Source organism: Sphingobacterium sp. xlx-130 (genome assembly GCF_011007405.1).
In the GTDB taxonomy this organism is placed as follows: domain Bacteria; phylum Bacteroidota; class Bacteroidia; order Sphingobacteriales; family Sphingobacteriaceae; genus Sphingobacterium; species Sphingobacterium luzhongxinii.
In genome coordinates this window covers 43,409-63,525 of record NZ_WFKN01000006.1, presented here as the reverse complement: position 1 = coordinate 63,525, position 20,117 = coordinate 43,409, and the positions used below count along the sequence as shown (strand labels likewise).

Sequence of the window (20,117 nt, the reverse complement as noted above, 5' to 3'; positions counted from 1 at the left end):
TTTTAGAGTTGATCTATCCGAACCCAAGACATCCCTGCTGCCATGGCTCCTTGTACACCCGGATCGCCATCCTCGAAAACCAAGCATTCTTCCTCTGGTACGCCCAGTAGTTGTACACAACGTGAAAATGGATCAGGAAAAGGCTTTCCTCTTTCTGTCTCTCCTGCACATACCATCACTTCGTATTTGTCGGATAGACCAATTACTTGTAAGGTGATTGCTAGGGTAGAGCGGCTACCTCCAGAAACGATACCTATTCTTTTATGCCCGACATTATCCAATAAAACCTGACAAACAAACTTGATCGGCTGTGTTTGATAAACAAATCTATCAATGAAAATAGCAGATTTCCGCTTAGAGAACTCAATCGGATCTAAAGTGACTTGATATCGCTTGGAGATCTCCTGCGCAACTGCTACTGTAGGCCAACCTGCTGTCTCATCAATCAATGTGTCGTCTATATTAAGACCGTATTCCAAAGCGGCCTCAACATAAGCGGCTTTGTGAGCCCAAATGTTATTGGCTAGCGTGCCGTCAACATCAAAAATCAATGTACTAAAAGGTTGTGCTAGCTTTGTTAACCTATTGTACTTCTCTAATTCTAATTCGTTCATCTTATTGATCTTGATTTCACTAAAAAAGTCTCCGGATATCAAAGAGAATGGATCTACATCCTATCTCATTTTCAAAACGAAGACTTTTAAGTATACCTCTTACGGAGATAAATATATTTGATTTTACTTTTGTAAGCTCTTTCTACGTTGCTTTTCTTTTATAATAAGGCTAAGCTCCCGTCCTGTTTGGCCAGCTGCGGAACTATTCTCTTGTGCTCTTCTAAAGAGATAGGGCATAACAGATTTTACGGGTCCGTAAGGCATATATTTTGCGACATTGTAATTTGCAGCCCCTAAATTGAAAGATAGATTATCTGACATTCCTAAGAGTTGAGCAAAAAATACGTGAGGATGATTATGGGGAATATTACGTCGATCCATTTCTTTAGCCAACAACATACTACTTACATCATTATGTGTACCGGCCATTAGTCCAATCTTCTCCAAATTATCTATACAGAACAAGATTGCATCGTTGTAATCTGTATCACTTGATGATTTTGTCGGCTGAATAGGGGAGGGATATTTTTTTTCAGCTGCACGTTCGCGTTCAATTTCCATATAGGCTCCTCTAACAATTTTAGCTCCTAAGTAAAAATTCTGAACTTGTGCGTATGAAAAATCTGCTTTCAACGACGCTAGCTTATCATGTCGGTACAATTGATAGGTATTGTAAACAATAGGTTTTTGTTTGTTATACTTCTCCATCATTTCTCGGGCGATATCGTCTATTGTGTCTTGGATCCAAGAATGTTCAGCATCGATAAGAACCCTGATATCAGCTTCATAACAGGCTTTACAGATTTCGTCAAAACGATCCACAAGACGGGCAAACTCCTGTGTTTCTTCCGGACTTAGCTTTTCTTTGGCGTCCACTTTCGCCAACAAATCAAATCGCCCAACACCAGTAGGCTTAAAAACACAGAAGGAGATTAATTTATTAGTTTTGGCAAACTCTACAGTAGCCAAAACCTCATCCCGACAGGCATCAAAGCTTTCTTCGGAATCTTCACCTTCTACGGAATAATCTAAGATAGTAGTTACGTTCCGTTTACCTAGGTCTTCTATAGCTTTAGAACATCCCTTTATCGTTTCACCTCCGCAAAATTGCTTATAAATTGTATTACGTATGATACCTTGAATAGGCAACCCTATACTGAGCGAAAAATTAGTAATTGGGGTTCCGATCTTAATAAGCGTACTTGACGCAACCATTTTAAATAACCAATAGGCTCTTTCAAGATCTTTATCTGTCTTGTTACGAAACGCAATCTCTGTGTTATCGAAATTCAATATAGTTGAGCTTTCTTGTGTAATCATTTTATTTTATTTTTTCTTTACAAAAGTAAGTAATTAATGATTACTTTTTTTGCAAAAAGATTATTTTAGCCGATATTAAATTACTTTTGCATATGCAAACATTCACATTAGAGGGAGAATTTATTCCAATGATTCAATTATTAAAAGCCTTAAACTGGGTCGAACATGGGGGCATGGCACAACGTGTGGTAGAGGAAGGGCTTGTAAAATATAACGGCGTAGTAGACTTAAGAAAAAGACTTAAAGTACGCAAAGGAGATGTCATCGAATTTGAGGATTTAAAGGCCCAAGTTGTTTAAAATACGTATATTTACTACTTGATTTCAAAGAGCATGCAAACCATCGATAGTTTAGGATATAAAGTTTATTTTGAAGAGAATTTAAAGACATTAGAATCTTTTATTTCACAGGGAGCTTATTCACAGGTTTTAATTTTTGTAGATAGAAATACAAATGATCATTGTCTCCCTTTATTGCAATCTCTGTTGCCAGATCTTGTTGATTATGATATTATTGAAATTGACCCTGGCGAAGAGAACAAAAACATTGATTTTTGCATCGGTGTATGGAAAACTATGCTTGATTTCGGGGCAGATCGCAAGGCCTTAATGATAAATCTAGGTGGAGGTGTTGTTACTGATATGGGCGGGTTCGCGGCTTCTACTTATAAAAGAGGTATTGATTTTGTTCATATTCCAACCACGCTATTAGCACAAGTGGATGCCTCTGTAGGTGGCAAAACGGGTATCGATATGGATAACGTAAAAAATATTATTGGTACTTTTACCCAACCGAAGGCAGTATTTATTAATCCCAGATTCTTAGAGACATTGGATCAAAGACAGTTGATTTCAGGCTTTGCAGAGGTGATAAAACATGGGTTAATCCAAGACCGTGACTTATATGAAAAATGCAAACTAATGGATATTTCAAAAATAGGTCCAGAAGTTATCCACCGGTCGGTTGAAATTAAGAACAATGTTATCATTGAAGACCCGAAAGAACAGGGGCTTCGTAAAATTCTAAATTTTGGACACACCATCGGTCACGCTATAGAAGGTTATTCATTACTTCATGACAACAATCCCTTACTACATGGTGAAGCTATCGCGATCGGTATGATCTGTGAAGCTTGGCTATCGAAAAGGTACAGTGGATTGTCAGAGGTGGACTTGAAGGATATAACGCAGGAATTTCTTCGCCGATATACGCCTTATTCCTTTGACAAGAGTATTTACACCGAACTGATGGTGTTGATGAAAAATGACAAGAAGAATGAAGATGGTAAAATAGGCTTTGCGCTGTTAGAAAAGATAGGTAGCGCTACCTATAATGTATTTGTAACTGAAGATGATATCAAATTAGCTCTAGATTACTATTTGAGTATTAGTAAATAAAAGAATTTGAAAAACTTAAGCTTCTTTCTTGTTATTCTTCTCGTTTTGACAAAGGTCGACTCTTTTGCTCAACAAGCTAAAAAAGTACTAATTTTCAGCAAAACAACAGGATTTAGACATAGTAGTATCCCTAAAGGGGTACGTGTAGTGACTGGTCTTTTGGCAGATCAAGGAATTAAATCTTTTCATACCGAGGATGCTGCTTTTTTTTGTCCAGATAGTCTACACAATTATGATGCTGTACTATTCTTGAGTACCACTGGCGATATTTTCACGGAGGAGCAAAAAAATGCCTTTCAAAACTTTATACGAGCTGGAAAAGGCTACGTGGGAATACACGCTGCCTCAGATACAGAGTTCAACTGGCCTTGGTACGGTCAACTTGTGGGCGGATATTTTTCAAGCCACCCAAATGTACAAGAAGCTAAGATTGATGTTAAGAATCAGAAGCACCCTTCAACGGCACATCTACAAAGCGTATGGTTTCATAAAGACGAATGGTACGACTTTAAAAATGTCAAAAAGGGATTAAATATACTAATGACACTGGACGAAGATTCCTACAAGGGAGGAAAAATGGGAAAATTTCATCCTATTGCCTGGTTTCAGGAGTTTGACGGAGGCCGATCCTTTTACACAGGACTAGGCCATACAGAAGAATCTTTTGATTCCCCAAACTTTCAAAAGCACATTGTAGGTGGGGTTAAATATGTTTTAAAAATTAACTAATATTACACCTAATTAATCGGTTTATCATGCATAGGACTATAACTGTAGCGTTAGCTATTGTGATCGACCAAAAAGGAGATCTTTTAGCTCTTCGAAAAAAAAGCGCTCCATATTTTACACTTCCGGGAGGGAAAATAGCCTCAGGAGAAACTCCTCTTCAGGCGCTGACAAGAGAGTTAAAAGAAGAACTTAACCTTACACTGACCGCGGCTAATTTTGAGTTCTTAGGGATGCATAAAACTATTGCGGCTAATGAAGCAAACACTTCTGTAGAGGGGCATATTTTTCTCCTGAGAACGTCAATTTCCCAAACTCTCTATCCCTACAACGAAATAGAGGAGATTGCTTGGCTATCCAAATTAAATTACAAAAACTATAAACTTGCCCATTTATTGACAGAGTTTGCTTTACCAAAATGGTTAAATGGCCTATTTTATTAGTACCCTAATGTCCCAAAGGACTATTTACTAAGCTTTCAGCCTCTTCTAAGACCTGTTTTTCTCTCTTTTGTCCTATAGTTATAATCTGCAAAAACTTAGGGTCCCTAATAATATCTTTAACGAGAATACACTGTGCTTTTAACAACCTCGCTTTGTCCTGTTCATTTAGTGAAGTCAAACAAGTAATAGGATACTCGCCATTGCTATCTACTCTTGACTTTAGGCTATTACTTTTCGGGTAATCCCAAGACAACAGATTCATACCGTGATACTCGCCAAACTTTATCGAATCTGTTGTTAAGTAAGCATTGGTGACAAGCCATCCTCCGGATATTTTTAACGATTTATTGAAAAAAGTATAGATAATATCGGATATATCCTTTACCCTAGACATAAAGTACATCGGTGTCGTAACAGATATCTTTGCGTCTACATCATTCCGGAACTTACATTCAATTGCTAAAAGGTCATCCCCTTTACAGGCGACCACATCGATTTCATGGCTGACAGCATGCCCTTGTATAGTTTGACCCGTTATAGCTTGATACCCCTCTTCTTGAAATATCCTGGCGATCCACTTTTCAAAATAGAATCCTTCAGGCCCTAAATCACGAAGAGCTTTCTTTAAGCTGTAGCGGGCCGCATAAGTGTCTCTACAGGCCTTTAAGTAATCAAAGGCTAATTCATACAGCTCCCGCGTAGAGATACCGTCGTAAAGTTTGCTTCGAATACTATTAAATACACCTTCAACTTCTTCTGGACTAGCGCCCGATCGTGACAAAGAATATCTTAAGCTTTCCGGTTTAAAGGGGACGAGTTCGCCTGAATGTTTCTTTACTTGCATTACCTGATTTACGATTAAAAATACCTTTTCAATATACAATTTATTACCTGTCCTAAAAAACATATTATCAAATAGATTGTTGTATAAACGAAACTAAAACGATAAGAATATGCTATTGAACTATGCGTTGGAGAAGATAAAACAAAAAGTTGACGAGGATTGTATAGACAGAAATCTGGGGACTTCCGAAAGGATACTATCTGTCGTAGCGGGCGGATTTATACTAGGGATAGGGATAAGACAGATTATTAAACGGCCTCTTGCAGCCTTTACCGGGATCTCACTCGGAGGTGCGCTGATGTATCGAGGGATTACGGGACATTGTACCATTAAAACGGCTATTGATAAAATCACTAACGAAGAAGACAAAGTAACGGTCATAGAGCATCGCTATTTCGTCAAATAACATTAGTAGTGCAATAAAATCAAACTACATATTTTATTGTTTTTTTATCTTTGTAACCTATGAAACTTAAAAATGTAGTTGTCTTAACTGGTGCAGGTATCTCAGCAGAAAGTGGCCTACAAACATTCAGAGGAAATGACGGACTTTGGGAAGGGTATCATATCGAAGAAGTAGCTACGCCTGAAGCATGGAGAATGAATCCTGAGCTGGTGCAACGATTCTATAACGAAAGAAGAAAAAAATGTATTGAGGCTCACCCCAATGCTGCACATTTTGCATTGGTAGAGTTGGAGAAGTATGCTGATGTATCTATAATAACACAAAACATAGATGACTTACACGAGAGGGCTGGTAGTAAAAGTATTGTACACTTACATGGAGAAATTCGAAAATCTCAGTCATGTCTAGACCCTTCAATACTATACGACATTCTCGGAGATAGTATCACTATGGGAGAAAAATGTGAATTTGGTTCTCAGTTACGTCCTCATGTAGTATGGTTTGGTGAGCCCGTTCCTAAAATGACTGATGCAAACAGATTGGTTAAAAAAGCTGATATATTATTGGTTATAGGAACTTCCCTGCAAGTTTATCCAGCTGCCAATTTAGTTTATGAAGCGGACTCGGATTGCCAAATCATTGTTGTTGATCCGCATATACCCCCAATAAATAGAAATCGGAAAAACATGTGTTTTTTTGAAGAGAAAGCATCTGTAGCCCTACCCCGAATAGTTACAAATTTCGGAAAAAAAAATTCTTTTTATAAATAATAAAGGAGAGCCGATGCCCCCCTTTATTCTATTGACACACAAATTAATATGTTAATAATATCTATTATAAGTTTCGTTAAAACTCAATCTCATCGTAGAGAAGTTTTCAAGAACTTTATTTATAAAACGCTCATCTAAAATTTCAAATATACCATTGACCCCGTTTAAAACATCTGCTTCTGCTATCTTATAGGACTGTTCTAGATTTCCTTGTTCAAATTTTATTATAAATTTCTGATTCATGCCGAAGATCGAAATTTTACAGTCTGGATGTGGTAGCTCTGCTAATACCCTCATTTTATTTTGATTTGTATAAGCTCGCAAAGTAAGGAAAATCCTTTTAAATGCCTAAATATTAAAGTCGATTACAATCTATAAAACTCCTTGAGACTTCATTGATTCCGCAACTTTTATAAACCCACCGATATTTGCACCTTTTAAATAGTTAATATAGCCTCCTTCTTCTTTTCCATAACGAACACATGCTTTATGAATATTTTCCATAATTGCCTTCAATCTGCCATCAACTTTACTTGAAGGCCATTGCTGTCCGATAGAATTTTGTGACATCTCCAGGCCTGAAACGGCTACACCACCTGCATTGGCAGCCTTACCTGGAGCGAAGAATACTTTAGCTTTTAAGAACACTTTGACAGCCTCCGCAGTAGATGGCATATTGGCTCCTTCGGCCACGCATTTGCACCCATTTTTAATAAGCCTCTTGGCATCATCTTCGTTCAGTTCATTCTGTGTGGCGCAGGGGAGGGCAATATCACATTTAAATTGCCAAGGCTTCTCTCCAGGATGAAATGTTGCTACTTTATATCTCTTTGTATATTTGTGCAATTCTCGTCCTAAACTACCAATGTAGGACAATTTCTCTAAAGTGAAGCCTTCTTTATCATACAAAGTACCAGAGCTATTTGATAAGGTGATTACCTTTGCACCTAAAGCGATTGCTTTCTCAGCAGCGAAATGGGCTACATTCCCAGCTCCAGAAATAGTGATAATCTTGCCTTCAATATCTTCATTTATAAAATCATATATACATTCTACAAAATATAAAAGTCCATAACCCGTGGCCTCTGGTCGAATATATGAGCCACCCCAATGAACACCTTTACCGGTAAGAACTCCAGTAAAATTATTCTGTATCCGCTTATATTGACCAAAAAGATATCCGATTTCTCTAGAGCCAACGCCGATATCTCCAGCGGGAACATCTGTCTCAGCCCCAATATGGCGATATAGCTCTGTCATAAAAGACTGACAAAATCTCATGATTTCATTATCGGACTTACCCTTAGGATCAAAGTCGGAACCACCTTTACCACCACCAATTGGTAGACCTGTAAGTGAATTTTTGAATACCTGCTCAAACGCTAAAAACTTAAGGATACTTAAATTAACATTTGGAGCAAAACGCAAACCTCCCTTGTACGGCCCTATAGCGCTATTCATCTGAACTCTATAACCTCTATTAACTTGAATCTGGTTTGCATCATCTAGCCAAGCTACCCGAAAAGATACAACTCGTTCGGGTTCAGTTAAACGTTCCAAAATTTTCAATTCTTCGAACTCGGGATGATGTTCGTTAATATACGGTATAAGATCCTCAACCACTTCAACTACAGCTTGTAAAAACTCCGGCTCGTTTGGATTCCGATCTTTTACGTGTTTTATAAAATTCTTAAGGTTTAGCATTATTATTATAAATATTACATTTCGATGTTTTCAAATTTAACAATTTTAATCAAATTACTTTAATAAAATATAAAAAACGAAATACAAATTAAGTTTACTAATTAAACCTACCTAATAACTAATTTTTATAAAAGCAGACTTTTTATGCTGAATAAGTACTTACATATACTAAAATTGATTAGATTTACCGTGTTTAGGCATGGAAATTTTCGGTTCTCTATTGGCAGTTGTAATAGGTATCACTCTTGGGATGATGGGGAGTGGAGGGTCTATTCTAACTGTTCCTGTACTTGTCTATATTTTGCATGTAGACCCTAATTTATCAACGACTTATTCCCTCTTCGCTATTGGTGTATCTTCATTTATAGGCTCTGTGATTAATTTCACCAAAGGCACGATAGAATTTCGGAAAGTATTGGATTTTGGGCTTCCTTCCATAATTACCGTTTTCCTAACAAGGCAATTTATTCTTCCTTTGGTGCCGAAGGTATTTAATATCGGCCCTTGGAGCATCCATCAAAATACGGTATTAATGATTTTCTTTGCCTGTATTATGATTCTTTCTGCCTTCTCTATGATAAACAGGAAAATCGAACAGAACTGGAAGATAGAAAAAAAATATTCCAAAGGGACAACAATAGGACAGGGTATAGGCGTTGGTTTTATAACTGGTGTAGTAGGGGCGGGAGGAGGCTTCTTAATTATACCTGCTTTGATTAATTTTTACAAAATGCCGATGACAAGGGCCGTATCTACGTCATTAGCTATTATTGCCATTAATTCCCTATTCGGACTTGTTGGAGATTTAGAAAAATTCACTGTATTTGATTGGAATTTAGTATTACAGTATACAAGTGCTTTGATACTGGGAATGCTTATTGGATTCTATTTATTACGATTCTTCACTGGGAATCAATTAAAAAAAATACTAGGATTTCTAATTTTTTTTGTGGGAATCTTTATAATAATTAACGAATTCCTTCTGAAAAATTAGTTCTGTGGATAATTAATCACATTTCATAGCTGGATTAAAGGGTTCAATATGCACAAAAACATTGGAGATGTCGGACATATTATCCATGAGATAATCCTTTAATGCATGAGCTATATCGTGTCCCTGTTTGACTGTCAAATCTGAATCCACAACAGCATGAAGGTCAATGATATAAAACATCCCAACTTTACGAACAAAACACTTATCCGTGGCAAGAACACCATCAACTAGCAATGCCATTTCTTTGACCTGATCGACCAAATCTTCAAAGATATTTTCATCCATAATTTCTCCTAAAGCAGGACGGAAAATACGATAACAATTATATAAAATAAAACCGGCAGCTAATAAAGCAGCCCAATCATCGGCATATTCATACCCTTCACCAAGACATATTGCTATAGAAACACCTATAAATGCAGCTATTGAAGTTAAAGCATCGCTACGATGATGCCACGCATCGGCCTTCAAAGAACTGCTATTTAACGCTTTTGCACGTCTGTTAACAATTTGATAGCTTGTTTCTTTCCATAAAATAATTCCTCCTAACACAATAAGTGTCCAAGCAGCTGGAGGTTCATGTGGCGTCCGTAGATTTATCACACTTTGATGCGCGATTACGGTTGCTGACATAACTAAGAACAACACGACTATAAATGTTATTAAAGGCTCGATGCGCCCGTGACCGTATGGATGAGTCTTATCAGCTGGACGTTTGGAATATTTGATCCCTAATAATACTAAGATTGAAGAAAAAATATCTGTTGAAGATTCTATGGCGTCTGCAATTAGAGCGAATGAATTCCCAAAGAATCCGGCGAACCATTTTATCAAAGCTAAACCTAAACTACCTAAAATACTAAAATAAATTGTTTTTTCTGCTTTATCTGCTTTTGACATGTTTAAGATATTTATGCAAAGTAAGCAAATAAATTTCGGCTATGGAATCCATAAATGGCATATTTAAGATCAACACCTTCTTTGAAAAGCACAAAAGTTTAATAATTTGCATTATGTTAAATATAAAATGATAACAAACTGCGACCTTTTAGGGTAAATATAAACCCAAACACTTATGAGGTGTTTGGGTTTATATAGAATTGTAGCAGGTATATTAATCCCTTAACAATGTGATATCCAATACAGGCTTTTTCAATCCCATTTTCTTTATTTCATTTTTGCAAACGTCCACCATATCTGCTGTCATCTTATATCTATACTTTCCGTAATCATCCATCTCAAACTCTCCAATATAGAAAAATCCGTATTTATCGAAGAACTCACTTAAATCCACTTTAGCAACTTCACAAGCTGTTTTTACAAAATTCAGTTGGTGAATTGCAGGATTTCGCTCGCCTTGCATACGTTCCTGTGCCCAATTCGTATTTTTCACCTGATTAGAGCTATCCTTATTGTTTGCTTGATCACGAAACGTTTGGAACAAATCTGGATAAAAATCGGGATTTGCTCCAGCTCCCTCAAAATATAACTGTAGCTGCCAAAATGGAACTAATCTATTGAAGACATCCGGATCCTGTAGAAATGATATTTTACCGTCAATTATCTTTTCTTTTGCCGTCTTATAATTTCCTTGTTCGGATATTCTTGTGGGGTTACCGAAAGAACGTGTTACATACAATGAAAACAAATTATTACTCACCTCCCCTAGGCCTCCCCAATTAAACATAGGTCGTGTCTGATGCACATGACCGACTTCATGGCTGAATCCCCAACACGGATCACCTTTTACGACTCGATTAGGATCTACCACAAGATTCATTGCATAGCCTTTTTTGTCTCCCATGTATGCTACTCCATCACCGTCTCTAAACATATAATAATTATAATTTACCCGTGATAAAATTTTATTTTGAGGTACCCTCCCATGCTTAATCAATCCCAATATCCGATGTTGTCGATAAACAAGAGAGTCGTAATTACTAATCAACTCCACTCCTTTTCCGTAAGCATACTTTTTGATCGCCTCAACGGGATAAGCGATCTGTATATGCTCTCCAATACCATCCAGTATCGGGAATACCGCATTATCAACTAACTTATTCCAATCCGTATTATTATGTCTTTTGATATCGAAATATCCATTAGTCTTGCCAGTGATAAAGTGGACTTTGATAGGCTTTTCTTTTGAAGGGGTATCCGAGAAATAGTCGATATATGCCAAACTTCCATATTCTTTCAATTCAATCACATTGGTTCCGTTTTGCAGTTCGAATGTCTGCTTCTCTATTCCCCATCCTTTCGGATCCTTAGTTGGCTCCTCAGGGTTTGGCGCTTTGCGCTCCCAGTTTGGAATCACCAAGTTCACTTTCTTATCCTTATCAATTCCTTCTACCAAGACAACATGTCTGCCTAATGGTAAATAGACGCCCGTTATATTCTCGTATTTACTGTACCCGTTTCCGATACTAAGTTCTTTTCCTAATGTTGTGGGGGAAAGCAAAGCATTGTAGGTGTTAATTTTGAAACTATTATCATAAGTTCCTTTCAACATCTGTAAAGCCACACCTTTAATAACAGGATCTAATATATTATTAACCTCCTTGGTATTAACACCAGTTTTTAGAGCTGTAGCGACAGGATCATTAAAAATAGACAAGCTGCTATTGATCGTCTTGAGATCAGATGTGGTCTGCGCGTCCAAACCTACTGTCAGTAGATTTAAAGCAAGTGCTGTACATAGAATTTTTTTCATAATTGTTACTTCATAAGAATATCTAAAATAAGAGATAATAGATTCAAAAGAACGCAACAAAAAAGTGACAATGCAAATATGAGGAGTAGAATCTTATTGCAAACGATTGTTTAATTTTTATCTTAAGAAAAAAAAGCTTGCACATTCTCTAACAAAACTATAAATTTGACTAATTATTATTAATAAATGATAACATCGCTATCACATCACATTCATATGCATCATCGCCAGTTTGGCGATATGTAATGTTATGTGTTTCTACGTGAAGCATCCCCCTCCGATTTCATTTTAATATTAATAATAGTTTAATTTCAACTAAGCAATTCATTTTGAAAAATTTAAAGATAGCTATCCAAAAATCGGGTAGATTAAACGAAAAGTCAGTTCAACTCTTAAAAAACTGTGGTCTTGATTTCGAAAATTACAAAAGCTCGCTAATTACTACTGTTTCTAACTTCAATCTAGAGATTCTATTCCTCCGTGATGATGACATCCCGGGCTACGTGGAAGAAGGTATAGCAGATATCGGTATCGTCGGTGAAAATGTAATCGATGAGACGGAATCCAGCGTTACTTATCTGCAAAGGTTGGGATTCGGAAAATGCATGCTAAAGTTGGCTATTCCAAGAGATTCGACAATCACCGATCTTAAAGATCTGAACGGAAAGTCTATTGCTACTTCATACCCTGTTATTTTAAGGAATTTTCTTCAGGAATATAAGATCACCGCTGATATACAGACGATATCAGGTTCTGTCGAAATAGCTCCGGGTTTAGGTTTGAGTGACGCGATCTGTGATATAGTGTCTACAGGAGGAACATTGAAGAGCAATGGTTTAAAACCATTTGCTGATGTTCGAAAGTCCGAAGCTATACTAATAGGTCGTGAAGGTTTGGAAGAGAACGAGGTGTTATGCGAATTACTGCAGCGTATACGATCAGTACTTCGTGCTAAAGAGACTAAATATGTCGTGTTAAATGTTGAAAAAATAAATCTCCCAAAAGTGACTAAACTTCTTCATGGAGTAAAGAGCCCTACTGTTGTTCCTTTGGCAGAGGAAGGTTGGTTTGCTGTGCATACGGTGATTTCGGAAGACGACTTTTGGGGGAAAATTAATAAGTTAAAATCGGCTGGAGCACAAGGGATAGTGGTTATGCCAATCGAAAAAATTATTTTATAATGCTTAAAGTATACAATTACGAAAACCTACTACCGACTGAGGTACAACGTTTAACCTTGCGAAACACCGATCCAAATAATACCATTCAAGAGACGGTCAACAGTATAATTGATCAGGTCAAAAAAGATGGAGATATTGCGTTGAAAGCCTATACGTCCAAGTTTGATAAAGTCAACTTAGAACACATATACCTCGAAAAAGATGAGATAGAAGAACTAGCGCTTACCATTTCCCGGGATCAGCAACGTGCTTTGGAAATTGCTTTTCAAAACATACACCGATTTCATAGTACACAATTGAAAAGAGAAAGAGTAACAGAAACTATGCCTGGGGTCAGATGCTGGCGAGAGATCCGCCCTATTGAACGAGTGGGTTTGTATATACCTGGAGGCTCAGCAGTTCTACCTTCTACTCTTCTCATGTTAGGAGTTCCGGCAAGAATAGCAGGTTGTAAAGAGATTGTGGTTTGTTCTCCACCTCAAAAGTCGGGTAAAATCAACGGTTTCATTGCATTCTGCCTTACTCTTTTAAAAATAGATCGTGTATACTTAGTCGGTGGAGCTCAAGCTATTGCTTCAATGGCGTTTGGAACCGAAACCATCCCTAAAGTTGATAAAATATTTGGACCAGGTAATCAGTTTGTTACTAAGGCTAAAAGTATAATACAAGCTCAAACTAACGTTAGTATTGATATGCCGGCAGGACCATCTGAAGTTCTTATTATCGCAGATGAAACAGCAAATCCTAGTTATGTTGCTGCCGATTTATTAGCACAAGCAGAGCATGGGGCCGATAGTCAAGCAGTTCTAGTGTCGACATCAGCTAATCTTATTGAAGAAGTAAATAGAGAATTGGCCTCTCAGGTTCAGCTGCTACCTCGCAAGGAGACCGCGAGTGCAGCACTGGCCAATTCATATGCTATACTAACTCCTGATTTAAGAAAAGCCATGAGTTTTTCGAATCAATACGCCCCAGAACACCTCATACTAGAAACGGATTCGTGGCAGTCTATCACCTCTCTTATACTCAATGCTGGATCTGTTTTTTTAGGACACTTAACTCCTGAAAGTGCAGGTGACTATGCTTCAGGAACGAACCATACATTGCCTACTTCTGGATACGCTCGATCTTATTCGGGGGTTTCTACAGATTCCTTTATCAAAAAAATTACCTTTCAACAAATAAATGAACAAGGTCTAGAACAGATCGGTTCCGTTGTAGAAATACTGGCTGAACTGGAAGGGTTGCACGCTCACAAAAATGCGGTCACTATACGTAAAGCATCACTATAACTTATTAAAGAGAGCCAGAAATTTCTATTTGGCTCTCTTTAATGGTTTTTATAGGATCAGAAAGCGTCTCTTTAGCCAGTTGGTAACCTGCTTTTATTAAATCGGCTGACCTGTCGAAATCCCATATTCCAGAAATATCGCAAGGTACGTTAACAATATAATCTGGCTTATAAAGCTGCATACTAAGCATACTAAGTCGTCGACGCATAGCCATATAAGATTCCTGTAGTATCCCGATGGCATTAAGTTTACTATAGACCTTTGGATTCGCTGAACATGGAGATCCATCTAAATTGATGGCGATTTTTATATTATCGGTATTTTGCACATGATTTACTGGAACGGGATTTAACACCCCTCCATCTACGAGAAATTGATTTTTAAGGTGTATTCCCTGGAAAACAGCCGGTATAGCTATAGAAGCTCGAATGGCGGAATAAATACTGCCACTGCGAAAAATAACTTCCTTTTCGCTAGCGAGATCTGTTGCTACCGCAGTATATCTTATGGGTAAATTTTCAATATCAATATCTTCGAAAACCTCCTGTAAAGTACGCATCACCTTTTGTCCTTTTAATATCCCAAATCTAGGATCCGAAAAATCCATTAAGCGAAATACTTCTCGCTTTGTCAGCTTGCTCATCCATTCTCCCAGCTCTCCTATTTTTCCTCCGGCAAAAGCAGCCCCGACTAGGGAACCTATGGAACACCCTACTACTTCATCTATTTCGACTCCTTGCTCGAGGAGCCATTGTATAGCACCTATTTGAGAAATACCCCGCGCTCCCCCACTTCCTAAAATCAAAGATACCTTCTGTTTTTGCATTGTATACAGTTTTGATTAAAGTTATGAAAAAAAAGATAAATTTATTTTTGTCAACGGAAAGTCTAAAAAACTGGTCATATTTGCAAAAAACAAAAACAGGTGCTACTTTTGCTAACAGTGTTAACTAAATGTTTAAACACATGAGTACAGCAAGCAGAAGAGAACGTGAAATTGAGGAACTACGCAATAAAATTATCACCCAATCGTGGAAGATAATAATGGAGGATGGCTGGCAGGCCCTTTCTATCCGAAGAATTGCGGATGCCATCGAGTATAGTGCACCTGTAATCTATAAACACTTTGAAAGTAAAGAAGCAATTATCGAGTATTTCTCAAAAGAAGGGTTCAGCATCCTATCGCACGAGATGAGTTTGATTCCTGAATACAAAATGGATTCCAGCGAGCGCTTACGTGATATCGCCTATACATACTGGAGATTCGCATCTTCTTACGTACAACATTATAGAATCATGTTTGGATTAGGAATCCCCCCCTGCGAGACTATCAATAGCTCGAAAGAAATGCAACGTACTTCAAACTATATGTATAATGCTATTGAACAAATCTTAACTGACTCGGCAAACAACACCGCAGATAAGCATCTGAAGCTCAAAACCTTCTGGTCTACACTTCATGGTTTTGTAGCGATTGCGCTATTATCAGAGGACAATATTCCCTCAGCACCTACAGCAACACTAATAGACGCCGTTGAAGGTTTTATATTTACATTAAAAAACAACAAATAAACAATGAGCTTATTACAAGATCTATCCTGGAGATACGCCACAAAAAAGATGAACGGCACTCCGGTAGCACAAGAAAAAGTAGACTATATTATCGAAGCGGCCAGAATGGCTCCTACCTCGTCCGGATTACAACCGTTTAAAGTTATACAGATAAGCAATCACGAGCTTAAGGCTAAAATTCAACCTATTGCATTCGGGCAAACACAAATTGTAGACTCTTCTCATCTATTGATTTTTGCGGCTTATGACGAATATACAAAAGAACGTGTAGATGCCGTATTCGCGCAGCAGGAAATAGAACGGGAATTACCGCTAGGAACTTCAGACGATTATAAGAATACATTGTTTGGGATGTTTGCACAACAAACCAAGGAGCAACACTTTGCACATGCTGCCCGACAAGCCTACATCGGCTTCGGAATGGCTATAGCCGCCGCCGCAGAGCAACGTGTGGATGCTACGCCGATGGAAGGGTTTACGAATGTACAACTGGATGAACTTTTAGGCCTGGATAAATTGGGACTGAAATCGGTCACGATACTGGCACTAGGTTACAGAGATGAGTCAAATGATTGGTTGGTCAACCTGAAAAAAGTGAGAACAAAACCAGAAGACTTCGTCATCAATTTTAATTAATTTTTTATAGTTTCTATCAAAAACGCCCTAACCATTCGGTATAGGGCGTTTTTTTATAAGTTAAGAATTGCTTAAAAGCCCGCAATTGCAGCATTCAATGTTGCTGAAGGACGCATCGCTGTAGAAGCAAGCGCATCATTAGGGAAGTAATATCCACCAATATCCTGCGCTTTACCTTGTGCAGCAATTAATTCTTCGTTAATCTTAGCTTCATTGGCTGTCAGCGTTTGTGCCAATGCGGCAAACTTAGCTGCTAAATCAGCATCTTTAGTTTGTTTTGCTAATTCTTGCGCCCAGTATAAAGTCAGGTAAAAATGTGAGCCACGGTTGTCTATCTGACCTACTTTACGTGCTGGAGATTTATCATTGGCCAAGAACAATGCATTTGCCTCATCTAGAGCATCTGCCAAAACCTGAGCCTTGCTATTGTTCTGTGTTTGTGCTAAATGCTCGAAAGAAGCTTGTAAAGCAAGGAACTCACCTAAGGAATCCCAACGCAAATAGCCTTCTTCTAAGAACTGCTCAACGTGTTTTGGAGCAGAACCACCTGCACCTGTTTCGAATAGACCTCCTCCGTTCATTAAAGGAACTATAGACAGCATCTTAGCTGAAGTACCAACCTCTAAGATTGGGAATAAATCGGTAAGGTAATCGCGTAAAACATTCCCCGTTACGGAAATAGTATCTTCACCTTCACGAATACGGTCCAATGAAAATTTTGTAGCCTCTACTGGAGACATTACAAAGATATCCAAACCATTTGTATCAAAATCACCTAGGTATTTCTCTACTTTCTTGATAATCTCTCTATCGTGTGCACGCGCCTCATCCAACCAGAATACTGCAGGTGTTGCCGATAGACGAGCACGATTAACAGCTAACTTAACCCAGTCTTGAATAGGAGCATCTTTTGTCTGACACATACGGAAGATATCGCCCGCTTCTACAGCTTGACTCATATATACATCGCCATTTGCACCGACAACACGAATTGTTCCTTTAGCTGTTGCTTGGAAAGTCTTGTCATGAGAACCGTATTCCTCTGCTTTCTGCGCCATCAAACCTACGTTTGGTACCGAACCCATTGTTTTTGGGTCTAAGGCACCATTTTCTTTACAGTCTTCGATCATAGCTTCGTAGACACCTGCATACGAACGATCAGGGATCATCGCAATAGTATCACGTTCTGCACCTGTTTTATCCCACATTTTACCACCTATACGTATCATCGCTGGCATAGAAGCATCGACAATCACATCAGAAGGTACATGTAGGTTGGTAATTCCTTTATCCGAATTAACCATAGCCAAATCAGGACCATTAGCAATAGCAGACTCAATAGCCGCTTTAACTTCGCCTTCTTTTTCATTACCAGCTATTTTAGCAAGTACCTCGCCCAAGCCATTATTCTTATTGATACCTAAAGAAGCGAACAATTCACCATACTTGGCAAATACTTCTTTAAAATATACTTCAACGATAGCACCAAAGATAATAGGGTCTGAGACCTTCATCATGGTAGCTTTTAAGTGTGCTGACAACAAAACTCCAGCTTCTTTCGTTTCCGCAATAGTAGCTGCAACAAAGTCTTTTAGTTTAGCAACATTCATGACGGAAGAATCAATGACTTCACCGGCTTTTAGCGGAGCTAAACCTTTCAATTCTTTTACAGAACCGTCTTCAGCGACAAATTCTATTTTAAACTGAGATTCTTCTTCAATAGTCACAGATTGCTCGGTAGCATAAAAATCGCCCTCCGTCATAGAGGCAACCTTAGTTTTGCTATCTGCTGCCCAAGCGCCCATTCTATGTGGATTTGTCTTTGCATAGTTCTTCACAGCTTTAGGTGCTCTGCGATCCGAGTTTCCTTCTCGCAATACTGGATTCACAGCAGAGCCTAATACCTTTGCATAACCGGCTTTGATTTTCTCTTCCTCATCATTAGAAGGGTTATCTGGGTAATTAGGCACCGCATAACCTGCAAGCTGTAATTCGGCGATAGCCGCTTTCAATTGAGGTATCGAAGCCGAAATATTTGGTAATTTAATAATATTTGCGTCAGGTGTAGTTGCCAGTTGTCCCAATTCAGCCAACGTATCAGTTGTTTGTTGTTCAGGTGTCAAATAGGAATTGAAATTAGCAAGGATACGTCCCGCTAACGAAATATCTCTCAATTCAACGTCAATATCAGCCGTTTTTGCAAATGCTTGTACAATCGGTAAAAATGAATAAGTAGCCAATAATGGCGCCTCGTCTGTTTTAGTGTAAATAATCTTAGAAGACATAGTTTCTGTTGAAATATTATAATTTTTTCGATTTAAGATCCTGAATATTAACAATAGTTGATTATATCGTTAAAATTCGTCTAAAGATAACAAAATCAAAGGGTAAATCCCCATAAAAGCCTAAAATATGACTTTATCTCCAACCTTCAAGCCATTGTTCTTGGCTATGACGCCACACATATGGTATAATAGGCGCGCACCAACATTCCCATCCCATTCATCCTCCCCCGGAGCGACCTCTACAAGATCCATACCTATTATTTTCCTGTCAGATTCTGCTAGACGACTTAAAGCATATACGGCTTGCTCATAGGATACCCCTCCAGGTACCGGTGTGCCTGTATTTGGACAATACCATTGATATAAAGCATCTATATCAAAGCTCACAGCAACATTGGCAGGCAGTAAAGCAATGGCCTCATCGACCTGCTCTTTCCAGGTCTTGCCTTCAAATTGTTCTTTCTTTAAATCAGCATCTGTAAAGACTTTTACTTTTTCAGAAACTCTGACAACTTCTACCTCCTGCTCACAGAAATCACGGATTCCAATTTGAACTAACTTTGTTACTTCAGGAAGCTGGATGGCATTATACATAATTGAAGCATGTGAAAATGTAAATCCTTCATAAGCGATACGTAGATCCATATGTGCATCGAAATGAAGTATCCCAAAAGTACCATAGCTTGCTGCCAACGCCTCATAATAACCATAAGGGGTAGAATGGTCTCCTCCCAATAGGATCACTTTTTTACCCTTCTTTATCCAAGACGATACCCGTTCCTTTAATTCGCGATTTAATACCTTCGAAGCTTCATTTATTTTATCCAAATCAGTTTTTAATGCTGGGAAGTCTTCGATATTCTGTCCATTTTCAAGCGCCTCGATGATTGGCTGTGCCATTGCTTTATATAAGTCACTATTGGGTTTCCAATGTGCTGGCCCTTCATCCAAATAAATACCTAGTTTCCATAACTCAGGAAACTCCTGATGCAATAAGTCAACTTGAAAAGACGCATCAAATATGGCCCCAGGCCCGTCCGATGCTCCTGCTCCATAACTCACTGTCACCTCCCATGGTACAGAGACAATAATAACTTCACTCTCATCCGCAGAAAACGGCAATCCATAAATACTTGCATCTGCCAACCCCGGTTGGGATGGATCAAAATTTGCTATCTTTTCTTGTTTTGTCGACATAAAATGTATTTTTAACTACAATG

General features: G+C 38.2%; 21 protein-coding genes. 11 read left to right on the top strand and 10 right to left on the bottom strand.

Annotation, left to right across the window (positions count from 1 at the left end):
- Positions 1-2: 2 nt before the first annotated feature.
- Positions 3-614, bottom strand: coding sequence for an HAD family hydrolase (locus tag G7B18_RS11685; protein WP_164112498.1), 612 nt, complete (start codon positions 612-614; stop codon positions 3-5).
- 123 nt (positions 615-737) lie between these two features.
- Positions 738-1,934 (bottom strand): proline dehydrogenase family protein, encoded by a 1,197-nt coding sequence (locus G7B18_RS11680; RefSeq protein WP_164112497.1) that lies wholly within the window; start codon positions 1,932-1,934, stop codon positions 738-740.
- Positions 1,935-2,026: 92 nt separating this feature from the next.
- Here G7B18_RS11680 and G7B18_RS11675 point away from each other — a divergent pair, with 92 nt between their 5' ends.
- The 4 genes from G7B18_RS11675 to G7B18_RS11660 are packed head-to-tail and all read left to right on the top strand — an operon-like array spanning position 2,027 to position 4,500.
- On the top strand, positions 2,027-2,233 hold the full coding sequence (locus G7B18_RS11675; protein ID WP_164122663.1) for an RNA-binding S4 domain-containing protein: 207 nt from the start codon (positions 2,027-2,029) through the stop codon (positions 2,231-2,233).
- A 33-nt stretch (positions 2,234-2,266) separates the two neighbouring features.
- On the top strand, positions 2,267-3,331 hold the full coding sequence (aroB, locus tag G7B18_RS11670) for a 3-dehydroquinate synthase (protein WP_164122661.1): 1,065 nt from the start codon (positions 2,267-2,269) through the stop codon (positions 3,329-3,331).
- 6 nt (positions 3,332-3,337) lie between these two features.
- Positions 3,338-4,060: a ThuA domain-containing protein gene (locus G7B18_RS11665; RefSeq protein ID WP_164112494.1), complete on the top strand. Its 723-nt coding sequence runs from the start codon at positions 3,338-3,340 to the stop codon at positions 4,058-4,060.
- A 26-nt stretch (positions 4,061-4,086) separates the two neighbouring features.
- A complete protein-coding gene (locus G7B18_RS11660) occupies positions 4,087-4,500 on the top strand; it encodes an NUDIX hydrolase (protein ID WP_164122659.1) in 414 nt (137 codons plus the stop codon).
- Positions 4,501-4,504: 4 nt separating this feature from the next.
- Here the strand turns inward: G7B18_RS11660 and G7B18_RS11655 are convergent, their stop codons facing one another.
- On the bottom strand, positions 4,505-5,344 hold the full coding sequence (locus G7B18_RS11655; RefSeq protein ID WP_164112492.1) for an ATP cone domain-containing protein: 840 nt from the start codon (positions 5,342-5,344) through the stop codon (positions 4,505-4,507).
- Between the two features lie 109 nt (positions 5,345-5,453).
- On the opposite strand from G7B18_RS11655, the gene G7B18_RS11650 reads away from it, so the two are divergent.
- Positions 5,454-5,750 (top strand): DUF2892 domain-containing protein, encoded by a 297-nt coding sequence (locus G7B18_RS11650; RefSeq protein WP_164112491.1) that lies wholly within the window; start codon positions 5,454-5,456, stop codon positions 5,748-5,750.
- A gap of 59 nt (positions 5,751-5,809) precedes the next feature.
- Positions 5,810-6,520 carry an SIR2 family NAD-dependent protein deacylase gene (locus tag G7B18_RS11645; protein WP_164122657.1) on the top strand — a complete coding sequence of 237 codons (711 nt, stop codon included), beginning with the start codon at positions 5,810-5,812 and terminating at the stop codon, positions 6,518-6,520.
- A gap of 51 nt (positions 6,521-6,571) precedes the next feature.
- Here the strand turns inward: G7B18_RS11645 and G7B18_RS11640 are convergent, their stop codons facing one another.
- On the bottom strand, positions 6,572-6,817 hold the full coding sequence (locus G7B18_RS11640) for a hypothetical protein (RefSeq protein ID WP_164112490.1): 246 nt from the start codon (positions 6,815-6,817) through the stop codon (positions 6,572-6,574).
- Positions 6,818-6,892: 75 nt separating this feature from the next.
- Positions 6,893-8,224: an NADP-specific glutamate dehydrogenase gene (gene gdhA, locus G7B18_RS11635; RefSeq protein WP_164112489.1), complete on the bottom strand. Its 1,332-nt coding sequence runs from the start codon at positions 8,222-8,224 to the stop codon at positions 6,893-6,895.
- Between the two features lie 199 nt (positions 8,225-8,423).
- Between gdhA and G7B18_RS11630 the strand changes: the two genes are divergently transcribed.
- Positions 8,424-9,218, top strand: a complete 795-nt coding sequence (locus G7B18_RS11630; protein WP_164112488.1) for a sulfite exporter TauE/SafE family protein — start codon at positions 8,424-8,426, stop codon at positions 9,216-9,218.
- Between the two features lie 12 nt (positions 9,219-9,230).
- Here G7B18_RS11630 and G7B18_RS11625 read toward each other — a convergent pair whose 3' ends face one another.
- Together G7B18_RS11625 and G7B18_RS11620 are read right to left on the bottom strand one after the other, a co-directional pair.
- A complete protein-coding gene (locus G7B18_RS11625; protein WP_164112487.1) occupies positions 9,231-10,118 on the bottom strand; it encodes a cation diffusion facilitator family transporter in 888 nt (295 codons plus the stop codon).
- 214 nt (positions 10,119-10,332) lie between these two features.
- Positions 10,333-11,931 (bottom strand): M60 family metallopeptidase, encoded by a 1,599-nt coding sequence (locus G7B18_RS11620; protein WP_164112486.1) that lies wholly within the window; start codon positions 11,929-11,931, stop codon positions 10,333-10,335.
- A 329-nt stretch (positions 11,932-12,260) separates the two neighbouring features.
- Between G7B18_RS11620 and hisG the strand changes: the two genes are divergently transcribed.
- Together hisG and hisD are read left to right on the top strand one after the other, a co-directional pair.
- The gene (hisG, locus tag G7B18_RS11615; RefSeq protein WP_164122655.1) at positions 12,261-13,112 is read left to right on the top strand and encodes an ATP phosphoribosyltransferase; all 852 of its coding nucleotides are present in this window, start codon (positions 12,261-12,263) and stop codon (positions 13,110-13,112) included.
- The gene (gene hisD / locus G7B18_RS11610; protein ID WP_164122653.1) at positions 13,112-14,404 is read left to right on the top strand and encodes a histidinol dehydrogenase; all 1,293 of its coding nucleotides are present in this window, start codon (positions 13,112-13,114) and stop codon (positions 14,402-14,404) included. The genes hisG and hisD overlap by 1 nt, the downstream gene beginning before the upstream one ends.
- Positions 14,405-14,408: 4 nt before the next feature.
- Here hisD and G7B18_RS11605 read toward each other — a convergent pair whose 3' ends face one another.
- Positions 14,409-15,230 carry a patatin-like phospholipase family protein gene (locus G7B18_RS11605; RefSeq protein WP_164112483.1) on the bottom strand — a complete coding sequence of 274 codons (822 nt, stop codon included), beginning with the start codon at positions 15,228-15,230 and terminating at the stop codon, positions 14,409-14,411.
- A gap of 140 nt (positions 15,231-15,370) precedes the next feature.
- Here G7B18_RS11605 and G7B18_RS11600 point away from each other — a divergent pair, with 140 nt between their 5' ends.
- A complete protein-coding gene (locus G7B18_RS11600) occupies positions 15,371-15,976 on the top strand; it encodes a TetR/AcrR family transcriptional regulator (RefSeq protein ID WP_164112482.1) in 606 nt (201 codons plus the stop codon).
- A 3-nt stretch (positions 15,977-15,979) separates the two neighbouring features.
- Positions 15,980-16,612, top strand: a complete 633-nt coding sequence (locus G7B18_RS11595; RefSeq protein ID WP_164122651.1) for a nitroreductase family protein — start codon at positions 15,980-15,982, stop codon at positions 16,610-16,612.
- Positions 16,613-16,683: 71 nt separating this feature from the next.
- Here the strand turns inward: G7B18_RS11595 and G7B18_RS11590 are convergent, their stop codons facing one another.
- Both G7B18_RS11590 and G7B18_RS11585 read right to left on the bottom strand, forming a co-directional pair.
- Positions 16,684-18,897 (bottom strand): NADP-dependent isocitrate dehydrogenase, encoded by a 2,214-nt coding sequence (locus G7B18_RS11590; protein WP_164112480.1) that lies wholly within the window; start codon positions 18,895-18,897, stop codon positions 16,684-16,686.
- Positions 18,898-19,017: 120 nt separating this feature from the next.
- Complete coding sequence (locus G7B18_RS11585) at positions 19,018-20,094, bottom strand: agmatinase family protein (protein ID WP_164112479.1); 1,077 nt, start codon at positions 20,092-20,094, stop codon at positions 19,018-19,020.
- Positions 20,095-20,117 lie beyond the last annotated feature (23 nt).

What these genes read in the sequence shown, in the direction of transcription:
- G7B18_RS11640 (WP_164112490.1), bottom strand. Translation starts at nt 6,817, where the DNA reads ATGAGGGTATTAGCAGAGCTACCACATCCAGACTGTAAAATTTCGATC.
- G7B18_RS11685 (WP_164112498.1), bottom strand. Translation starts at nt 614, where the DNA reads ATGAACGAATTAGAATTAGAGAAGTACAATAGGTTAACAAAGCTAGCA.
- gdhA (WP_164112489.1), bottom strand. Translation starts at nt 8,224, where the DNA reads ATGCTAAACCTTAAGAATTTTATAAAACACGTAAAAGATCGGAATCCA.
- G7B18_RS11660 (WP_164122659.1), top strand. Translation starts at nt 4,087, where the DNA reads ATGCATAGGACTATAACTGTAGCGTTAGCTATTGTGATCGACCAAAAA.
- G7B18_RS11625 (WP_164112487.1), bottom strand. Translation starts at nt 10,118, where the DNA reads ATGTCAAAAGCAGATAAAGCAGAAAAAACAATTTATTTTAGTATTTTA.
- G7B18_RS11630 (WP_164112488.1), top strand. Translation starts at nt 8,424, where the DNA reads ATGGAAATTTTCGGTTCTCTATTGGCAGTTGTAATAGGTATCACTCTT.
- G7B18_RS11645 (WP_164122657.1), top strand. Translation starts at nt 5,810, where the DNA reads ATGAAACTTAAAAATGTAGTTGTCTTAACTGGTGCAGGTATCTCAGCA.
- hisD (WP_164122653.1), top strand. Translation starts at nt 13,112, where the DNA reads ATGCTTAAAGTATACAATTACGAAAACCTACTACCGACTGAGGTACAA.
- G7B18_RS11620 (WP_164112486.1), bottom strand. Translation starts at nt 11,931, where the DNA reads ATGAAAAAAATTCTATGTACAGCACTTGCTTTAAATCTACTGACAGTA.
- G7B18_RS11590 (WP_164112480.1), bottom strand. Translation starts at nt 18,897, where the DNA reads ATGTCTTCTAAGATTATTTACACTAAAACAGACGAGGCGCCATTATTG.
- G7B18_RS11600 (WP_164112482.1), top strand. Translation starts at nt 15,371, where the DNA reads ATGAGTACAGCAAGCAGAAGAGAACGTGAAATTGAGGAACTACGCAAT.
- G7B18_RS11680 (WP_164112497.1), bottom strand. Translation starts at nt 1,934, where the DNA reads ATGATTACACAAGAAAGCTCAACTATATTGAATTTCGATAACACAGAG.
- G7B18_RS11585 (WP_164112479.1), bottom strand. Translation starts at nt 20,094, where the DNA reads ATGTCGACAAAACAAGAAAAGATAGCAAATTTTGATCCATCCCAACCG.
- G7B18_RS11675 (WP_164122663.1), top strand. Translation starts at nt 2,027, where the DNA reads ATGCAAACATTCACATTAGAGGGAGAATTTATTCCAATGATTCAATTA.
- G7B18_RS11655 (WP_164112492.1), bottom strand. Translation starts at nt 5,344, where the DNA reads ATGCAAGTAAAGAAACATTCAGGCGAACTCGTCCCCTTTAAACCGGAA.
- G7B18_RS11605 (WP_164112483.1), bottom strand. Translation starts at nt 15,230, where the DNA reads ATGCAAAAACAGAAGGTATCTTTGATTTTAGGAAGTGGGGGAGCGCGG.
- G7B18_RS11650 (WP_164112491.1), top strand. Translation starts at nt 5,454, where the DNA reads ATGCTATTGAACTATGCGTTGGAGAAGATAAAACAAAAAGTTGACGAG.
- G7B18_RS11595 (WP_164122651.1), top strand. Translation starts at nt 15,980, where the DNA reads ATGAGCTTATTACAAGATCTATCCTGGAGATACGCCACAAAAAAGATG.
- aroB (WP_164122661.1), top strand. Translation starts at nt 2,267, where the DNA reads ATGCAAACCATCGATAGTTTAGGATATAAAGTTTATTTTGAAGAGAAT.